This window comes from Cytobacillus kochii (genome assembly GCF_020171845.1).
GTDB lineage: Bacteria > Bacillota > Bacilli > Bacillales > Cytobacillaceae > Cytobacillus > Cytobacillus kochii.
Window position 1 is genome coordinate 1 of the sequence record NZ_JAIVAM010000003.1, and the last position, 16,641, is coordinate 16,641.

At 36.1% G+C, this 16,641-nt stretch carries 15 protein-coding genes; 11 read left to right on the forward strand and 4 right to left on the reverse strand.

The features are described 5' to 3' along the window. Window positions 1-223 precede the first annotated feature (223 nt). From LCM23_RS03515 to LCM23_RS03545, 7 genes are all read left to right on the forward strand, one after another. Complete coding sequence (locus tag LCM23_RS03515) at window positions 224-1,546, forward strand: aminotransferase family protein (protein ID WP_224935735.1); 1,323 nt, start codon at window positions 224-226, stop codon at window positions 1,544-1,546. Continuing rightward, on the forward strand, window positions 1,543-2,979 hold the full coding sequence (locus tag LCM23_RS03520) for an aldehyde dehydrogenase family protein (protein WP_224935736.1): 1,437 nt from the start codon (window positions 1,543-1,545) through the stop codon (window positions 2,977-2,979). The genes LCM23_RS03515 and LCM23_RS03520 overlap by 4 nt, the downstream gene beginning before the upstream one ends. An 11-nt stretch (window positions 2,980-2,990) precedes the next feature. After that, window positions 2,991-4,382, forward strand: a complete 1,392-nt coding sequence (locus LCM23_RS03525; RefSeq protein ID WP_224935737.1) for an APC family permease — start codon at window positions 2,991-2,993, stop codon at window positions 4,380-4,382. Between the two features lie 270 nt (window positions 4,383-4,652). After that, window positions 4,653-4,994, forward strand: coding sequence for a hypothetical protein (locus LCM23_RS03530; RefSeq protein WP_095372256.1), 342 nt, complete (start codon window positions 4,653-4,655; stop codon window positions 4,992-4,994). A 105-nt stretch (window positions 4,995-5,099) separates the two neighbouring features. Beyond that, window positions 5,100-6,062, forward strand: coding sequence for a ketoacyl-ACP synthase III (locus LCM23_RS03535; protein ID WP_224936188.1), 963 nt, complete (start codon window positions 5,100-5,102; stop codon window positions 6,060-6,062). A 405-nt stretch (window positions 6,063-6,467) separates the two neighbouring features. Beyond that, window positions 6,468-6,830 (forward strand): hypothetical protein, encoded by a 363-nt coding sequence (locus LCM23_RS03540; RefSeq protein WP_224935738.1) that lies wholly within the window; start codon window positions 6,468-6,470, stop codon window positions 6,828-6,830. 310 nt (window positions 6,831-7,140) lie between these two features. Further along, window positions 7,141-8,181 carry an NAD(P)-dependent alcohol dehydrogenase gene (locus LCM23_RS03545; RefSeq protein WP_224935739.1) on the forward strand — a complete coding sequence of 347 codons (1,041 nt, stop codon included), beginning with the start codon at window positions 7,141-7,143 and terminating at the stop codon, window positions 8,179-8,181. 148 nt (window positions 8,182-8,329) lie between these two features. Here the strand turns inward: LCM23_RS03545 and LCM23_RS03550 are convergent, their stop codons facing one another. After that, complete coding sequence (locus tag LCM23_RS03550) at window positions 8,330-8,515, reverse strand: hypothetical protein (protein ID WP_224935740.1); 186 nt, start codon at window positions 8,513-8,515, stop codon at window positions 8,330-8,332. Between the two features lie 536 nt (window positions 8,516-9,051). On the opposite strand from LCM23_RS03550, the gene LCM23_RS03555 reads away from it, so the two are divergent. Beyond that, a complete protein-coding gene (locus LCM23_RS03555; RefSeq protein WP_224935741.1) occupies window positions 9,052-9,465 on the forward strand; it encodes a MerR family transcriptional regulator in 414 nt (137 codons plus the stop codon). Window positions 9,466-9,728: 263 nt separating this feature from the next. On the opposite strand, the gene rpsD is transcribed toward LCM23_RS03555, so the two are convergent. Further along, window positions 9,729-10,331, reverse strand: a complete 603-nt coding sequence (gene rpsD, locus LCM23_RS03560) for a 30S ribosomal protein S4 (RefSeq protein ID WP_095372261.1) — start codon at window positions 10,329-10,331, stop codon at window positions 9,729-9,731. A 624-nt stretch (window positions 10,332-10,955) separates the two neighbouring features. On the opposite strand from rpsD, the gene LCM23_RS03565 reads away from it, so the two are divergent. Together LCM23_RS03565 and megL are read left to right on the forward strand one after the other, a co-directional pair. Further along, window positions 10,956-12,812 carry a sensor domain-containing diguanylate cyclase gene (locus LCM23_RS03565; protein ID WP_224935742.1) on the forward strand — a complete coding sequence of 619 codons (1,857 nt, stop codon included), beginning with the start codon at window positions 10,956-10,958 and terminating at the stop codon, window positions 12,810-12,812. A gap of 298 nt (window positions 12,813-13,110) precedes the next feature. Further along, complete coding sequence (megL, locus tag LCM23_RS03570; protein WP_224935743.1) at window positions 13,111-14,298, forward strand: methionine gamma-lyase; 1,188 nt, start codon at window positions 13,111-13,113, stop codon at window positions 14,296-14,298. Between the two features lie 61 nt (window positions 14,299-14,359). On the opposite strand, the gene LCM23_RS03575 is transcribed toward megL, so the two are convergent. After that, a complete protein-coding gene (locus LCM23_RS03575; protein WP_224935744.1) occupies window positions 14,360-14,839 on the reverse strand; it encodes a GAF domain-containing protein in 480 nt (159 codons plus the stop codon). A gap of 178 nt (window positions 14,840-15,017) precedes the next feature. On the opposite strand from LCM23_RS03575, the gene refZ reads away from it, so the two are divergent. Then, entirely contained in the window at window positions 15,018-15,659 is a 642-nt protein-coding gene (refZ, locus tag LCM23_RS03580; protein WP_224935745.1) for a forespore capture DNA-binding protein RefZ, read from the forward strand. Here refZ and hisJ read toward each other — a convergent pair. Then, window positions 15,645-16,451 carry a histidinol-phosphatase HisJ gene (hisJ, locus tag LCM23_RS03585; RefSeq protein ID WP_224935746.1) on the reverse strand — a complete coding sequence of 269 codons (807 nt, stop codon included), beginning with the start codon at window positions 16,449-16,451 and terminating at the stop codon, window positions 15,645-15,647. The two genes, refZ and hisJ, sit on opposite strands and share 15 nt — an antisense overlap. Between the last annotated feature and the right edge of the window lie 190 nt (window positions 16,452-16,641).

A 16,641-nucleotide genomic window follows, 5' to 3' on the forward strand; every position in this document is an offset into this window, starting at 1 on the left:
TGTTAGATTTGGTCTCATATTCTACACCTCAATATTCACTTATTTCTATTATAGAACAATTGTTCCTGTTAATCAAAAATAATCATAAGCAAAAACAACAAAGTTTACGAAAACAGCCTTAATCATAAAGAAGTGGCTTCATTTAATAAGTTTTATAAATTTGGCATAAGAATTGCATTATAAAGTATATTATTCTAAATAATCACATAATGGAGGAATTGACATGATGACATTATTAACAACAGAGTTATCTGAATTAGACAAGAAGCATTTTATCCATCCAACTAGCTCAATTGCACAGCAACAGGCGGAAGGTCCGAGCCATATATTTACAGAGGGTAAGGGCGTATATTTGACAGATACGAACGGACATAAAGTTATTGATGGTATGTCCTCGCTTTGGAATGTCAATATAGGCCATGGTGTGAAGGAAATGGCTGAAGCAGCTTATGAACAAATGTCTAAACTCGCTTTTACATCTAATTTTAGCACTTTTAGTAATGAGCCAGCGATTCGCTTAGCAGAAAAGTTGTCAAAAATACTACCAGGAGATTTGAATGCTGTCTTTTTTACATCAGGGGGTTCCGAATCAAACGATACAGCATTTAAATTAGCAAGACATTATTGGATATTAAAGGGTCAACCAGAGCGCCAAAAAATTATTTCCCGGAAAATGTCGTATCATGGTGTTGCAATGGGGGCTACAAGTGCTACAGGGTTAAAACCGTTTCGTGATTTTACAAATGCTAATGCACCCCATTTTCACTATGTAAATTCGAGCGTAGAAGAATTCCGTACATTAGTAGAGAAGGAAGGACCTGAAACGATAGCCGCTTTTATTGCTGAGATTGTTCAAGGCGCAGGCGGAGTCAATCTCCCACCACAAGGCTACTTTAAAGAGATAAGAAAAATATGTGATGAATATGGCATCTTAATGATTATCGATGAAGTCATTACTGGCTTTGGAAGAACAGGAAAATACTTTGCCATTGAACATGAAGCGATTCAACCAGATATGCTTTGTTTTGCCAAAGGGGTAACAAGTGGATATGCCCAATTAGGTGGTGTCGCGCTTAATGATCGCTTACACAATGATTTCAAGACGCTCTCAAAGGGCACTCTGTTGCATGGTTATACGTATAGCGGTCATCCAGTTGCTTGTAATGTTGCTTTGAAAAATATTGAAATTATTGAGAGGAATGGTCTTATTGAGAACGCGAAAAAAATGGGAGAGGAATTGTATAAAGGGCTAAAGTACTTAGAAGAAAAACATGAAATCGTGACACAAGCAAGAGGGTTTGGTTTACTCGGTGGCATTGACATTGTCAAAGATAGTCAATCTGGTGAGCGTTTTGATGATTATTTAAGTCCACTCATTGTAAAGGAAGCTGCGAAGCTAGGGTTGATTTTGCGAACAGTTACGTATGATCATGACTCGATTGTTTTCTCACCGCCGCTCATCATAAACAAAGCAGAAGTAGAGCAGATGGTTAATATCCTTGACCAGGCGATTTCGAATATAAAGAGAGAGGTGTTAGAAGGTTGAAGATTGAAACAAATAAAAAAAAGTATATGCGCTACAACCCTGCTAATACTGATGAATTGATTGGAAAAGTAGAAGAATCATCCCTAGCGGAAGTAGACTTAGCGGCTACTTCTGCTAGGCAAGCCTTTTTAAAATGGAAAAACAAGCCTTCAATTGAACGTGGGGATATCTTACGTGTAGCTGCAGATTTATTAGAAGCAAATATAGAAGAACTGGCTATACTTGCGACAAAAGAAACAGGAAAGATTATAAGAGAGACGAGAGGTGAAATAGGAAGAGCTGCAGCGATTCTTCGATATTATGGGCAAGAAGGATGGCGACAAATTGGAGAGTGTCTTCCTTCTGCGTATATTGGAAAAACCCTCTACTCTTCAAGAGTGCCGATTGGGCCGATAGCTGTTATTTCTCCATGGAATTTTCCCATCGCCATCCCAATCTGGAAAATGGCCCCTGCATTAGTTTTCGGAAATACAGTTGTTTGGAAACCATCAGAGGAATCTACATTAACAGCAATAAAAGTAGCAGAAATTCTGTGGCAAGCAGGGTTACCTAAAGATGTGCTACAAATGGTTAATGGTTCAGGAGCAACGATTGGCGAGGCATTAGTTCGTCATAAAGACATAACTGCAGTTACATTTACAGGGTCAAACCACGTGGGCAATCAAATTGCTGTTACTGCTGCATCTCAGCAAAAGAAGTATCAACTTGAGTTAGGCGGGAAAAACCCTGCGATTGTAATGGCTGATTGTGATTTATCTTTTGCTGCACAATCCTGTATAGACGGTGCAATGAAACAATCTGGGCAACGCTGTACAGCAACGGGCATCGTTTATGTTGAGGAAGCAGTCTATGATTCTTTCAGAACGATATTGGAGGATAGAATCAATGAATTGAAAATAGGAGATCCATTATCAGAGATGACAGATATTGGTCCGGTGGTATCAAAGAGACAATATGAAAAAGTACAATCCTATATCCAAAAAGGATTGGAAGAAGGTGCAGAGCTTGTTTGCGGAAGTAAGTCGCTTGCTGATACATATTGGCATAATGGTTACTATATTCAACCGACAATTTTTGAAAATGTGAAAGAAAACATGACGATTGTTAAGGAAGAAATCTTTGGCCCGGTACTTTGTTTAAGGAAAGTAGCGAATTACAAGGAGGCATTAGAAGCAACGAATTCCTCTAAATATGGCCTAAGCGCTTCTATTTTCACGAATAATCTTCACCAAGCATTTCATTTTATTCAACATGCTGAAGCAGGTATGGTTCAAGTCAATGGAGAGACTGGAGGTGCAGAACCCCAAGCACCATTTGGGGGGATGAAGGCATCAAGCTCAGGTAGCAGAGAACAGGGACAAGCAGCAATTGAGTTTTTTACAGAGATAAAAACAGTATCTATACAAACTTTTGAAACATTAGATGGCAATTAAATCTGAAGGGGTTGAATTTTATTAACAAGAATAAAGTCCTGTCTCGATTCGATGTGTTGTTTTTGTCTTTTGGTGCAATGATTGGCTGGGGTTGGGTTGTGCTTTCAGGCAACTGGGTTCATACTGCCGGTTCTGTTGGAGCAACGATTGCCTTTATTGTTGGCGGTATTTTAGTTTCTTTTGTCGGACTTGCTTATGCAGAATTATCATCAGCGATGCCGACAAATGGGGGAACGATGATTTTTGCAGAAAGAGGGATTGGACGTAAGTCCGCTTTTATTGCTGCTTGGGGGTTAGCACTTTGCTATATTTCAGTCGTCGCTTTTGAAGCAGTTGCCCTGCCGACCGTTGTAGAATATTTGTTTCCTAATTACAAAGTTGGTTATATGTACACCATCAATGATTATGATGTCTATTTATCCTGGGTTTTAGTAGGAGTAGCAGGTGCCCTATTTGTTACCATTTTTAACTTCTTTGGTGTGAAATCAGCTGCCTTTTTACAGATGGTATTAACGATTGTGATTTCTTTAATTGGTGTCATGCTCATTGCAGGTGCCGGTGTGACTGGAAGCTTAGCAGATGCTGAACCACTTTTTGTAGGGGGCGTTTCAGGTATTATTGTTGTTCTAGTGATGACTCCATTTATGTTTGTCGGTTTTGATGTTATCCCACAAACGGCTGAGGAAATGAATATACCTCCAAAATCGATTGGACGCCTTTTAATAATGTCAGTCGCCTTTGCTGTTATATTTTATATTGGAGTAGTCATAGCAGTAGGAATAGCAGTAGATAAAACAATTCTTTCGACATCGGTTTTACCAACCGCGGATGCGATGGCAATCATATATGGTTCTGATCATTTTGCTACCATTTTGATTCTTGGAGGAATTGCTGGGATACTGACGAGTTGGAATGCCTTTATTATTGGGGGTAGTCGTATTCTTTGCTCAATGGCAGAGAAGGAAATGATTCCCGCTTGGTTTGGTCGCTTACATCCCAAAAATAAAACGCCAACGAATGCGATTCTTTTTATTGGTGGACTATCAATGTTAGCGCCACTCTTAGGTCGTCCAATGCTTGTATGGTTAGTAGACGCTGGTGGGTTGGCCGTTCTCTTTGCTTATTTAATCGTCTCTATTGCCTTTTTGCAATTACGTAAAAATGAACCAGATATGCTTCGACCATTCAAAGCAGGTAATTCTAATATTGTCGGATGGTTAGCGGTTCTATTAAGTATTGGCTTTATTGTCCTCTTCTTCCCGGGAATGCCTGCTGCATTAATCTGGCCATATGAATGGGTCATCTTTGCAGGCTGGTGGGTTATAGGTGGTCTATTAATCTATCTTAAACGTGAAACTTATATGAAGAGTAGCAAAGATATATCTAGTTCAAAAACAATGTAACCATTCTATATGTTTCCGAATGTAGCGAGGAGTTTTTTCGAAGAAAGAAAAGTCTAAAGGAGTTCAATTTTGTTAACATATGAGTGATAAAAGTATTTTGCACCCTAATAGGGTGTTTTTTTTTTGTGCCTATTTTCCTATATTCTAGTAAAAATTTTATTAATCATCCGATATTATTATAGTAGACTAATAGTTTTATATAGTCTTATAACTCGTTTGTGGGTGTAAAGACCTATATGCGAGTAAAAAATAATAAGGAGTTATAGGAAAATGAAAAAAGCAACGATTCATGTGAATGAAGCAAGTAAAATAGTAAATATGTCTGTAGCAGGGCAGATGACGATGGAGGATGCAAAGCTTTTTGTTGAGGAATATGTGGCAAAAATCGGTCCGATCAATGGACCGGATTATGACCTTTTTGTTGATTGTACGGAAATGAAGCTTTTATCTCAAGAGCTGTCTGATAATTTGACAGAAGTGATGAAAATGTACAAAGAGACAGGCTTCAAGAAAGTCATCTATACGATTAAGGAAAATGTAGTCCTCAAAATGCAATTGGCAAGAGTGGCGAGAAACGCGGGTCTTTTACAAGCAAGTGTTGAAGAGGCTTAAATAAGTATGAAGAGCTATTCTATTTGGGTAGCTCTTCATACTTATTTATATGGAAAAGAAATCATATCAAGAGGAGAATCGAAAGTGACAGAACAGAATATTAAAATGCGTGCAATAGCTATCTATCATCCGGAGAATGTTGTGACAAATGATTTTTATATTGAACATTTTAAGAAACAAGGGAGGGATATTACCCATTTCCTTGAAATCATGGGAAGAAAAGAGCGATACATCATTGATAACAGTAAGGAGAATAGCTTATCAATGGGAATAGAAGCAGCGAAAAAGGTATTAACTAAGGCTGAAATGGCTGGAGGGGATATAGATCTAATCGTCTTTTCCACACAGGTACCTGAAAGGACGTTTCCAAGTCATGCGATGTATGTACATGAGGCCATTGGTGCCAAGAATCATACAATGATATATGATAGTAATGCAAATTGCGCAGGTATGACTTTAACAGTGGAAAATGTGTCACGTTACATGATGGCCAATCCACGTGTGCAGAAAGCATTGGTGATTGGATCGGATGCGAATAGCCTCATTTCTCACCCTCAGCAAGAGATAACCTTTGCCAACTTTGCTGATGGAGCAGCAGCTCTTATTTTAGAAAAAACAACAGAAGAAACAGGTTTTATTGATGCCATATTCGAAGTGGATTCTGCGAATAAAGATAATATTGTCTATCCGCAGGCAGGTTTTTCTCAAACGAGAGGACAAGCAGAAAATATTGTATTCCTACCTTTTGATGGAGCAATGGCCATTCCAGTAGCTTGTGATATGATCGAAGAATTGCTTGAAAGAAATAACCTAACAATAGGAGATGTAGATGCTTACTGTTTCTCTCAATTTGCTTTATCAAACATTAAGAAAATACAATCACATTTTGAAATCAACCAGGAGAAGATTATCTACATAGGTGATAAGTATGGGTATACCACTACAAGTAGTCCTTTTATTTGTTTATATGAAGGTATTGAAACAGGAAGAATTAAAAGAGGCGATACGGTGTTATTTTGGACTATTGGTGCGGGGCATGAGATGGTTGCCATGTTGTTTAAGTATTAAGCAAGGAGGTATATCATTATTAAATAAAGAAAAACCAACATATAGTAGTGCCTCCTAAAAGTTAGAGCTTTATATTAAGCAACGATTTGGCTGGCATGAACAGGTATTGAACCACTCATGTCAGCCATTTTTTTCTTTATGCGCTTATTTATATAATAAATGATCTATTCTCTTTTAATTTTCTCAAATGAGCAGCGTGTTTTCTGAAATACATTTCCTGATTTAGTAATCCAAAAAAGTTCTCCATAGGTGAATTGTCTAAGCAGTTTCCTTTTCGGGAAATACTCCGGAACTCAAGTATTAGATGAAGTTTATGGCATGGTTAGATATAAAAAGAATAAAAGTATTGATTGAGCTCCAAATAACAGTATAATCTTTTGGTTAACCGAAACATGGAGGGATTGAATGAGTTGGAAGGATTTAGAAATAGAGAAAATTAATACAATTGAAAAGTTAGTGGCTGAGTTTGAAGTATCTGCTTTAACTTTTTTTGAAGAAGTATATGAAGGTGACCAAATTGCTTTTGGTTCCTTTAAAGTGAGAATCTATGAACAAAAAGAATCTAGTACCTTTATTGGTTATACAAATCTAAAACTAAAAGATCCTTTAGGTGGTTTTGAGGGAGCAGTAGGATATGGCTTAAAAATTGAGGATGCCTTAGTAGACATTATAAAAAACTTCAAGAATAATGTTTGTTCTTACATGGATAATTGTAAAAGGAAATTAAATAAAGATGACTTTTCTTTAGTAAGTTATGACGAGTTTTAATAAAGCCCCTTCTCAATCGAGAGGGGCTCTTTACCTAAACAGCTGTTTGTTTAAAAAACATCATTGATTACTTATTAAGTAAATTCACATCTATCCAGTTGCCTTGAAACACGAATTGCTTTAGCGAAATCTCCTTGGTTCAAACCTCGTTCTTTTCTAAATTCGCAGTATCACTATTATGTGATTTTAGCTTGATTCTGCATATAAACTTATACCTTGACTTAGAGTTAACTATAGGGGTTATTCTAGTTTTGTAAGAAACAAATAGGTCAATTCTCTTTAAAAATCAAATTATTGGAGGTTTAAACAAATGATAACAGCTAAAGCAAGAGCAGTAGACGGTCCAGACAAACCATTTAGAGTTGCAGAAATTAAAAGACGTGATCTTGATTCACAAGATGTTCTGATAGAAATTAAATATGCGGGCATATGTCATTCTGATATTCATACTGCTCATGGTGAATGGGGTCCAGTGAACTATCCACTTGTACCCGGACACGAGATTGCGGGAATCGTCACAGATGTTGGAGCCGAGGTGACAAAGTATAAGGTTGGGGATCGAGTAGGAGTCGGATGTATGGTTGATTCCTGTGGTGAGTGTGAGAACTGCCGTAAAGGAGAAGAGCAATATTGTTTAAAAGGAAAAGTCGATACTTATGCAGGTGTTGATAAATACGGGGAACCCACTCAAGGTGGCTATTCAACCCACATTGTCGTATCGGAAGATTTCGTACTCAGAATACCTGATAATATTGAATTTGACGTAGCAGCACCATTACTTTGTGCGGGTATTACAACATATTCTCCATTAAACCATTGGGGAGCAGGTCCTAACAAGAAAGTAGCAATTGTTGGTATGGGGGGGCTTGGACATATGGCGGTTCAAATTGCACATGCAATGGGTGCTGAAGTCACTGTTCTGTCTCGAACATTGAAGAAAATGGACGATGGTCTGAAGTTAGGTGCAGATCATTACTATGCAACAAGTGACCCAGAAACATTCGAGAAACTTGCCGGATCCTATGACTTAATTATTAACACGGTAAGTGCAAAGATTAATCTGGATGCCTATTTAGGACTACTCAATCTTGATGGAGCGCTAGTAAACGTAGGTGCGCCTGCAGAACCACTGTCACTAAACGTGTTCAATTTAATCGGTCATCGTCGTTCATTTGCTGGTTCAATGATTGGAGGCATCCGGGAGACACAGGAAATGTTGGATTTTTGTGCTAAACATAATATTACTCCTAAAATTGAAGTGATTTCAGCTGATCAAATTGACGAAGCTTATGAACGTGTAGTAGCTTCCGATGTGAAGTATAGATTTGTAATTGACATCAGTACAATGTGAATGACGTAAGTGATATTTATGGGGGACAGCCAATGGCGGTAGCCCTATAAAAATTAAATATTAGTAACTAAAAAGACGAACGATAACAAGATATCTTGATGTCGTTCGTCTTTATTTGTTCGCTAAAACCTATGCCCTGAATTTTTCTTTATAAATCCCGATTTTTGCTTTTCATCATTTTACTGTATTCTTCCATATATACCTTTTCTGAATCTGACGCTCTATTAGATGAGTTTGAATTTATCGCACGATGCCATAATGGATAGATAGGCTCAAGTGCCGTTAAGTCCATGATTTGTCTAATATCGTCATCCGTTAATTTTAAATGATACAATATTTTCATGCAGCTGGTCTTTATTTCTCGCAGCTAATACGATTGAATCTACATTTGGTCTATAGCCGTAGCATAAGTTATAATCCTGCCCTTTAGGATAGGCACTGATGACGTCAATATACTTCAAACGCTTGTGACCAAATCCCCTGGCTACAATGAGAACCTCGTGAGAGTTACTGTGATAATTATGATAATTAACAACAACCCCGCGCCTGCACCAAATCAGTTATTTTGTGCTAAAAAAATGTATTGACCGATCTTCGTGACCCAATCCATTTTATATAACACTTGTACTAGATTAAACTAAGAACTCAAGTTAAAATAGCTTCTATTCATTTCAATCCTTGCTTTTTTCTCTTACATAATCCAGTTTAAATCTTATAGTTAACTGTAGGTCAAATGGTACGTTTATTCTTTTTACCCCAATTTCTAATTAACAGATGACTTTGCCAATCAACAAATATCGTGATATAATTTCCTTCATTTCTAGAGTTAACTCGAAGTCTATATCGTAAAAAAAGAAAAGGGGAGTAATAATGAAGACATATTCTATCAGCGAGGTTGCTAAAGAATTGAATCTAACCGCATATACCCTGCGCTACTACGACAAAGAAGGACTTATGCCATTTATAGAACGTACTGCTAGGGGAACAAGGCTTTTTAAAGAATCCGATATCGACGCTTTAAAAATAATTGAATGTTTAAAAGCCACCGGAATGCCTATTAAAGAAATAAAAAATTTTATTGATTGGTGTTCTGAAGGAGATTCCACCTTGCAACAAAGATTTGACATGTTTATGGAACGAAAAGCTATAGTGGAATCACAACTAGAGGAATTAAACAAGACAATGGAACTCATCAAGCATAAATGTTGGTATTACAAAACAGCTTTGGATTCCGGAACTGAAGATATTCATAAAAATAATAAAATAGAAATTCCTTTTAACTAAATATAGTTCTAAGACAAAGTCATTCTGTAAGTTCTTTTATTCCTTGTGAACCGTCAAGTACGATGTTCGGGGATTTGAAGAATGAGTAATAATATGAAGCAAACGGGCCTTTTTCTATTCATATTTTTGGGACCAACTTGGTCCCAAATCAGTGCATTATCTTGGCCTGTATTGCAAAGTAAATAAAAACGAAAAAACCCCTGAAATATTGATTTAACAACATTTCAAGGGTTTTATTAGCATTAAAATGCTTAATGCTAATATTAACGAGAGTAGAACTCAACGATAAGAGATTCGTTAATTTCTGCTGGAAGTTCAGAACGCTCTGGTAAACGAGTGAAAGAACCTTCAAGTTTATCTGCATCGAAAGATACGAAATCAGGAACAAAGTTGCTAACTTCAACTGCTTCTTTCACGATATCTAGGTTACGAGATTTTTCGCGAAGAGTAATTGTTTGACCTGGTTGCATGCGGTAAGAAGGGATATCTACACGCTTGCCATCAACTAAGATGTGACCATGGTTCACAAGTTGACGAGCTTGACGACGAGTACGAGATAAACCTAGACGATAAACAACGTTGTCTAAACGAGATTCTAAAAGAATCATGAAGTTTTCACCGTGTTTACCAGTCATTTTACCAGCTTTATCGAATAAGTTACGGAATTGGCGTTCGTTTACACCATACATGTGACGAAGCTTTTGCTTCTCTTGTAATTGTAATCCGTACTCAGATAATTTTTTACGTTGGTTAGGACCATGTTGTCCAGGAGCGTAAGGACGCTTTTCTAATTCTTTACCAGTGCCGCTTAGAGAAATACCAAGACGACGAGATAATTTCCAGCTTGGGCCAGTATAACGAGCCATAATATGACTCCTCCTTTTTGTTTTTATTTGGGTAAAATAAAAACAGTTGTGGTCATCTTTACGAACATTTTGTTTTCAAGTATCTTCGCCCTCGCAGCAGAGGGTTACACAATACCCCATCAACAAAGATTGTTAGAGGAACAAAATGAAACATTAAAGTACACACAAAAGCTGCGATATTTTACACAAAGACTATTATACAATCTTTATTGATTAGAAGTCAATGTTTTACTGAGTGTAATATGTAGTCAATCAGTAATCTCTGATGTCGAGGTTGTAAGTTGAAAACAATTAATGAAAATGAGTCAATTCCTTATGAATATAGTAAAAACTATCATAAAGATTGATTGATATTGTAAAATATATGATATAATATAGTTCTAAAGTATCTGTTTTGAAGTAGGTTAAAAGAACTATAGTATAGAAAAAAATAGCTAAGTGTAATAATAAATATATTTAAGTGCGATTATCTTTTTATGTCATTTGTTAAGTCATAAAAATGATAATCCCCATACCATTTAAGAGACGATTAATTATGTCTGTTTTATACATCTGGATTTAGTACATATTCTATCTAAAATGTGGGTGATAAACAAACCACTTTTGAATATAGGTGATATAACTATGGATAAGGAAAAAGAAGTAAAAGCGTTACTAGAAATAAAAAGTAAAATATTAGACCTTATATATAAAGGAAACACTTCTAAGAATCAATTTGATGATTTTGTTAAAGAAGTTGCTACTAGTTTAGGATGTATAGCAGCAGGATTTTATTTCGTAAATGAGTGGAGAAAGGCATATGTCATTGAAGGGGAATACCATGCTGAGTTATTGTCTTTACCTGCTATTATTCCTATAGATGAGGTTTATCGTGAAAATCATCCTTTGTATGTTAATAAAAAACAGGGAGCTTATTCGAGTAAAGATGGACGCTTACTCATCTTCTTCCTTCAGCGGTTAGATGGCTTACCAGAGTATTTGGTTTTGCTAAGGGAGGATCAACAATTTATGTTGAGCCAACCATTTATGAATGAGCTTACAGATGTCTTGAGTTCCTATATGTTATTGAAAGGTAAAATAAATGAGCTTTACGATGAAAAACTGCATTACACGGAATTGTTCGCATTTGTCGAACGTTTTAGTTTCCATAGAATATTAAAATTGGACGTATTATTAAGTGAAATGTTAAAAATTCTGGATAGGCTCTATCCTTCATTTCAATATTATTTATTGTTGACACATGATTATGAAGAAATCAATCAATTACCAGTGAGGGATCTAGATTATCAGGAGGAAAACAGTCTCGCACTTGAAGCGTATGTATCAGGGGAAGTGACAATAGAACAAACATCAACCGACATTGTTCTATATGCTCCTTTTTTAGGAAGCCAGGGGGTATATGGTGTTCTCCAAGTGATTACTAAAGGGATATATGCCATTCCTAAAGCAGATCAAAAGTATTTTGGTTTAATTGCGAAAATGACAGGAGCAATTATTGAAAATATTCAATTACATCAACAATCACAACAATTAATTGGTGATTTGCAATTTATAAACGAAACATCACAGCAATTAAATGCTGATCTGCGTTTTACAGAGACGATTCATTTTATGACAGAACAAATAAAGAAATCATTTCACGCAGAAGAAGTGGGTTTTTTCTTGTCTCAAGATGGTGAAAAATGGACTCCATTAAGTGGTAGCACCAGTTTCTTCTTTGCAAAAAAATCGAAAGCCTTTGTAACATATGTGCAAAAACTGATGTTAGAGAAGAAAGATGCCCTCTTTATTGGCGATTTAACGATTCCCCATATGAAAGCTAGTTACCGTTCTCTTATGGCCGTACCTATGGGAAACTTAGGGGATATGTGGGGGTTTGTCGTGATTTTGCACCCTATGCCTTATTACTTTCCGTTTGATTCATTTAAATTACTCCAAGCATTAATTCATCATACAACGCTTGCATTTAAGAATTCGTTATTAAGAGAGGAATTAGAAAAGTTAGTCGTAACCGATCACTTAACGCAACTTTTTTCACGAAGTTATTTGGATAATCAAGTGGAACAATCACTAAAAAGTGATGAAAAAGGTGTTTTAATATTAATCGATATTGATGATTTTAAAATGATTAATGATGAATATGGTCATCAAGTCGGTGACGATATCCTTATTCAAGTGGCAGATATCATCATTCATCATATTAGAGTGGGTGATGTGGGCGCAAGATGGGGAGGAGAGGAACTGGCGATTTATCTTCCAAATGTAGATGCGAAGATCGGTGTTTCAATCGCTAGAAGATTAAAGGAAAAAGTGAGTCGATTAACGAGTCCAAATGTGAGTATTTCATGTGGTGTTTCACATTGGAAAGCTAATGAAGATGAGAGCTATGCAACCTTATTTCACCGTGCTGATGTAGCATTATATGAAGCGAAAAATGCAGGGAAAAATAAAGTTGTTTTTTTAGAAAAAGATAGAGACTAAGAGGTTGGTTAGTTTAGTTGGATAGAAATTAAATAGATGGGTTTTAGAATGAGAACTTTTAAGTCCAAATTGGCTACTTATCGTTCACAAACGCCCAATCCTATTTAGTTAATGCCACTTATACCAGCCTCTTTGTTTAATTAGACAACCATAAATAATAATAATCGTTGAAAATTCTTGCGTTGTATCATATTCTGAATTATATAAATATTTTTTATATTTATACGGTGATACGATAATGTTTTTTTGTTTTTATTATTGTAAGCGTTTTCAATTTATAATTCTGGAGGAGATATCCTTGGAAGGTAAAGAGAAAAGAATAGAGACCAAATGTATTCACTCTGGTTATGATAGTCAAGTATATAACGGCAGTTTAATACCACCTTTATTTCAAACAGCTACATTTACATTTTCAAGTGCAGAGGAAGGTGCTCGCAGGATTGCCTCTGAAGAAGCAGGGTATGTTTATTCACGTTTAGGTAACCCGACTGTTGAGATCTTAGAAAAACGAATGGCAGAATTAGAAGGGGCAGAAGTGGCATTAGCATTTGGATCTGGAATGGCAGCTGTTTCATCTGTGTTAATGACATTAACGAAAGCGGGAGATCATATTTTATGCTCACAAGGAGTATATGGATGCACATATGGTCTATTGCATTTATTAGAAGAAAAATACCAGATTTCACATCAGTTTTCTACTATGAGCTCTAGAGAAGAGTTAATGAGTTGTATTACACCAGAAACCACTTGTATTTACATTGAAACACCGATTAATCCCACGCTTGATATTGTTGATCTTGAAATGGTCGCAGCAATAGGTAAAGAAAAACAAATCCCTGTTGTAGTAGATAACACCTTTTGTTCCCCTTATTTGCAAAACCCAATTTCCTTTGGGTGTGATATTGTTATCCATAGTGCAACAAAGTATTTATGTGGACATGGAGATGTCATTGCTGGCATTGTGGCTGGTAAAAAAGTGTGGATGGACGACATCGCGAGACAAACAAGAAAGGATATAGGTGGTATTATATCTCCCTTTGATGCTTGGCTCTTATTAAGAGGTATCAAGACATTAGCTATTCGATTAGACCGACACAGCCAACAAGCTGCTATTCTTGCCGAATTTTTACGAAATCATGAAAAAATTGAGCAGGTTTATTACCCAGGTTTTGCTGATCACCCACAAGCTAAGATTATCGCAAAACAAATGAAGCAACCTGGGGGGCTTATTTCTTTTAAAATTAAAGGAGGACAAAAAGAAGCACAGGCATTGATGAATCATCTAAGTCTTATTAAAGTGGCTGTGAGTTTAGGTGATGCAGAAACTTTAATTCAACATCCGGCAACGATGACACATGCTGTCGTACCTAAAGAAGAGAGAGAAAAAATGGGGATTGAAGATAATTTATTACGGCTTTCAGTGGGATTAGAAGCATTCGAAGATATTAAAGCAGATCTCTCTGAAGCGTTATATCAATTGAAATAACATCATCTAATCAAAATGCGAACAAATTTTATAGATCTCCATTTGTTCGCATTTCTTGAAATTATAAGAACTTCACTAATTCTTTAACAAACGCTTCTAGCATTTTTTCATCTATTTCATCGAAGCGGTTTTTTTCAGGAGAATCAATATCTAAGACACCTAATAATGTTCCATCTTTTACGATAGGAATGACAATTTCCGATTGAGAAGCCGCATCACATGCGATATGGCCAGGAAAAGCATGGACATCTGCAATTCTTTGCGTTTCTTGTTTAGAAGCAGCAGTGCCGCAAACACCTCTACCGACTGGAATCCTTACACATGCAGGCAATCCTTGAAATGGTCCGAGAACAAGTTCTCCCTCTTCCATTAAATAAAAGCCAACCCAATTTGTACGGTCTAAAAATTGATTTAATAAGGCAGAAGCATTACTTAAGTTGGCGATTGTATTTTTTTCACCTTCTAATAGTGCAGCAAGTTGCTTAATTACTAATTGATAATTTTCTTCTTTATTTCCTTGATAATTTTCGACGTTAAACATCATGCATCACCATGCTTTCTTTAAGTATTTAAGGTATTATGCCATAAAATAGGTTAAAAGGGGAGACTTTGTCGACAATTAATAAAAGGAAAATCTCTTTTATGCAAGAATAGATTTATTATAACAAGAACAGCGGATATTTGAACAAAAATCTTGTTATAGGGAGGCGAAAGAGCGCATGAAAGAAAATGCTAAAGTGGCAATAATTGATGCAGCTATCTATCTCTTCAACCATAAAGGGTTTAATGGAACATCTGTTAGGGATATCGCCAGTAAAGCAAAAACAAATGTTGCTAATATATCCTATTATTTTGGTAATAAGAATGGTTTGCTAGAGCAATGTTTAACGGAATATTATGAAGCATATATTCAAGAAATTGAGAAAGGGTTTAATCTCTTAGACCGAGGATCGACCCATTCCCTAAAGGCCGTTGCTGAAAATATCCTTTATTTCCAATTTGAAAATGTGCAATTAACGAGACTGATTATTAGAGAAATGTCGATCGATTCGCAAATGGTTCGAGAAATTATGTCCACTTATTTAACAAAGGAGAAGTATTATCTCAATAGAATCTTTGAACAAGGATTCAAGACGAAAGAATTCTACTTAAACACGACGGCGTATTTAATCCTACAATGGAAGAGTCTGCTTACTATGCCATTTCTTAATACTCATTACTTAACAGAAGTACTTTACCTTGTTCCTCATGAAACTTATTTTGTGGAGAAATATGTACGTGAGACTCATGCTTGGATTGATCATGTTGTTTGTAGAAAAGAGCCAAAAGAGCAGCAGGTGACATTATTAAATGTTTTGTAACTGGGAATTTAACTTATTCCAACCGCATCCCACAAGCTTTGCTTGATGAGCGTCGGAGCCGTATATAAGGGGAATGCCCATACTCATGGCTTTTTGTGCGACTGATGCCGGAGGATAACTTTCAAGACATAGCGGCTTAATGAGCCCAGCAGCATTATAGTCCAGTTCGTAGTGCTTATCTTTAACAGCATTCAAAATATCACTAAGTTCCTTTTCAAATTCCTGTTCAACGGGAAATTTTTTTTGGAATTTTTTAACTAAAGTAATATGTCCAATTCTAGTTGGTTTATACTGACCAAGGTCGCTTAAGATGGACTTTTGAACTGTACGAAAATAATGTTGATATACGGCATCGATAGATCCATATTCATTAATCATTTCTTGGAAGACATCAGGACTGTAATCTAAACAATGATAACCAGTTTCTCCTTTTAGGAAATGAACAGACAAGATGGCGTCATCGATACTTGGGCCGATTTCATTCAAAAATGCCGTTATTTCGTCTTCATACCCTTCAATATAATCCACTTCTAGTCCGATATGAATATTGAGTTCCTTTTTATATTGTTGTTTTAACCGCTCAACTTCATCTATATAATTGGCAATATCACCATTTTTCATTGCACTATCTTTGGCTGGTGCAGGATCAATAAAATGAGTGGGTAAAGGGGCATGCTCAGTAAAAGTGATATCAGTAAAGCCTTGCGCTATTGCTCTATTAATATAATGTTTCATTTGATCCTTTGTTCCATGAGGGCAATAAGGCGTATGAATATGACCATCTTTTTTCACGTGAAAGCTCCTTTTTATAGCGAAATAATTGTTATTTAGTGCGATATATGAGATAAATAAAAATAATCATTTATACGTGTAGATTTAACATTATTCGGTTATCTTTACAGGGAAATAGAAGTTTTAATGTCAATTTAAGATGTAAAAAGATTGATTATACGAATTTTGTCCAATTATTTCTATAAAATCT

Coding starts and splice junctions, on each gene's coding strand:
- LCM23_RS03515 (WP_224935735.1), top strand. CDS start 224: ATGATGACATTATTAACAACAGAGTTATCTGAATTAGACAAGAAGCAT.
- LCM23_RS03530 (WP_095372256.1), top strand. CDS start 4,653: ATGAAAAAAGCAACGATTCATGTGAATGAAGCAAGTAAAATAGTAAAT.
- LCM23_RS03535 (WP_224936188.1), top strand. CDS start 5,100: ATGCGTGCAATAGCTATCTATCATCCGGAGAATGTTGTGACAAATGAT.
- LCM23_RS03540 (WP_224935738.1), top strand. CDS start 6,468: ATGAGTTGGAAGGATTTAGAAATAGAGAAAATTAATACAATTGAAAAG.
- LCM23_RS03545 (WP_224935739.1), top strand. CDS start 7,141: ATGATAACAGCTAAAGCAAGAGCAGTAGACGGTCCAGACAAACCATTT.
- LCM23_RS03555 (WP_224935741.1), top strand. CDS start 9,052: ATGAAGACATATTCTATCAGCGAGGTTGCTAAAGAATTGAATCTAACC.
- rpsD (WP_095372261.1), bottom strand. CDS start 10,331: ATGGCTCGTTATACTGGCCCAAGCTGGAAATTATCTCGTCGTCTTGGT.
- LCM23_RS03565 (WP_224935742.1), top strand. CDS start 10,956: ATGGATAAGGAAAAAGAAGTAAAAGCGTTACTAGAAATAAAAAGTAAA.
- LCM23_RS03575 (WP_224935744.1), bottom strand. CDS start 14,839: ATGTTTAACGTCGAAAATTATCAAGGAAATAAAGAAGAAAATTATCAA.
- refZ (WP_224935745.1), top strand. CDS start 15,018: ATGAAAGAAAATGCTAAAGTGGCAATAATTGATGCAGCTATCTATCTC.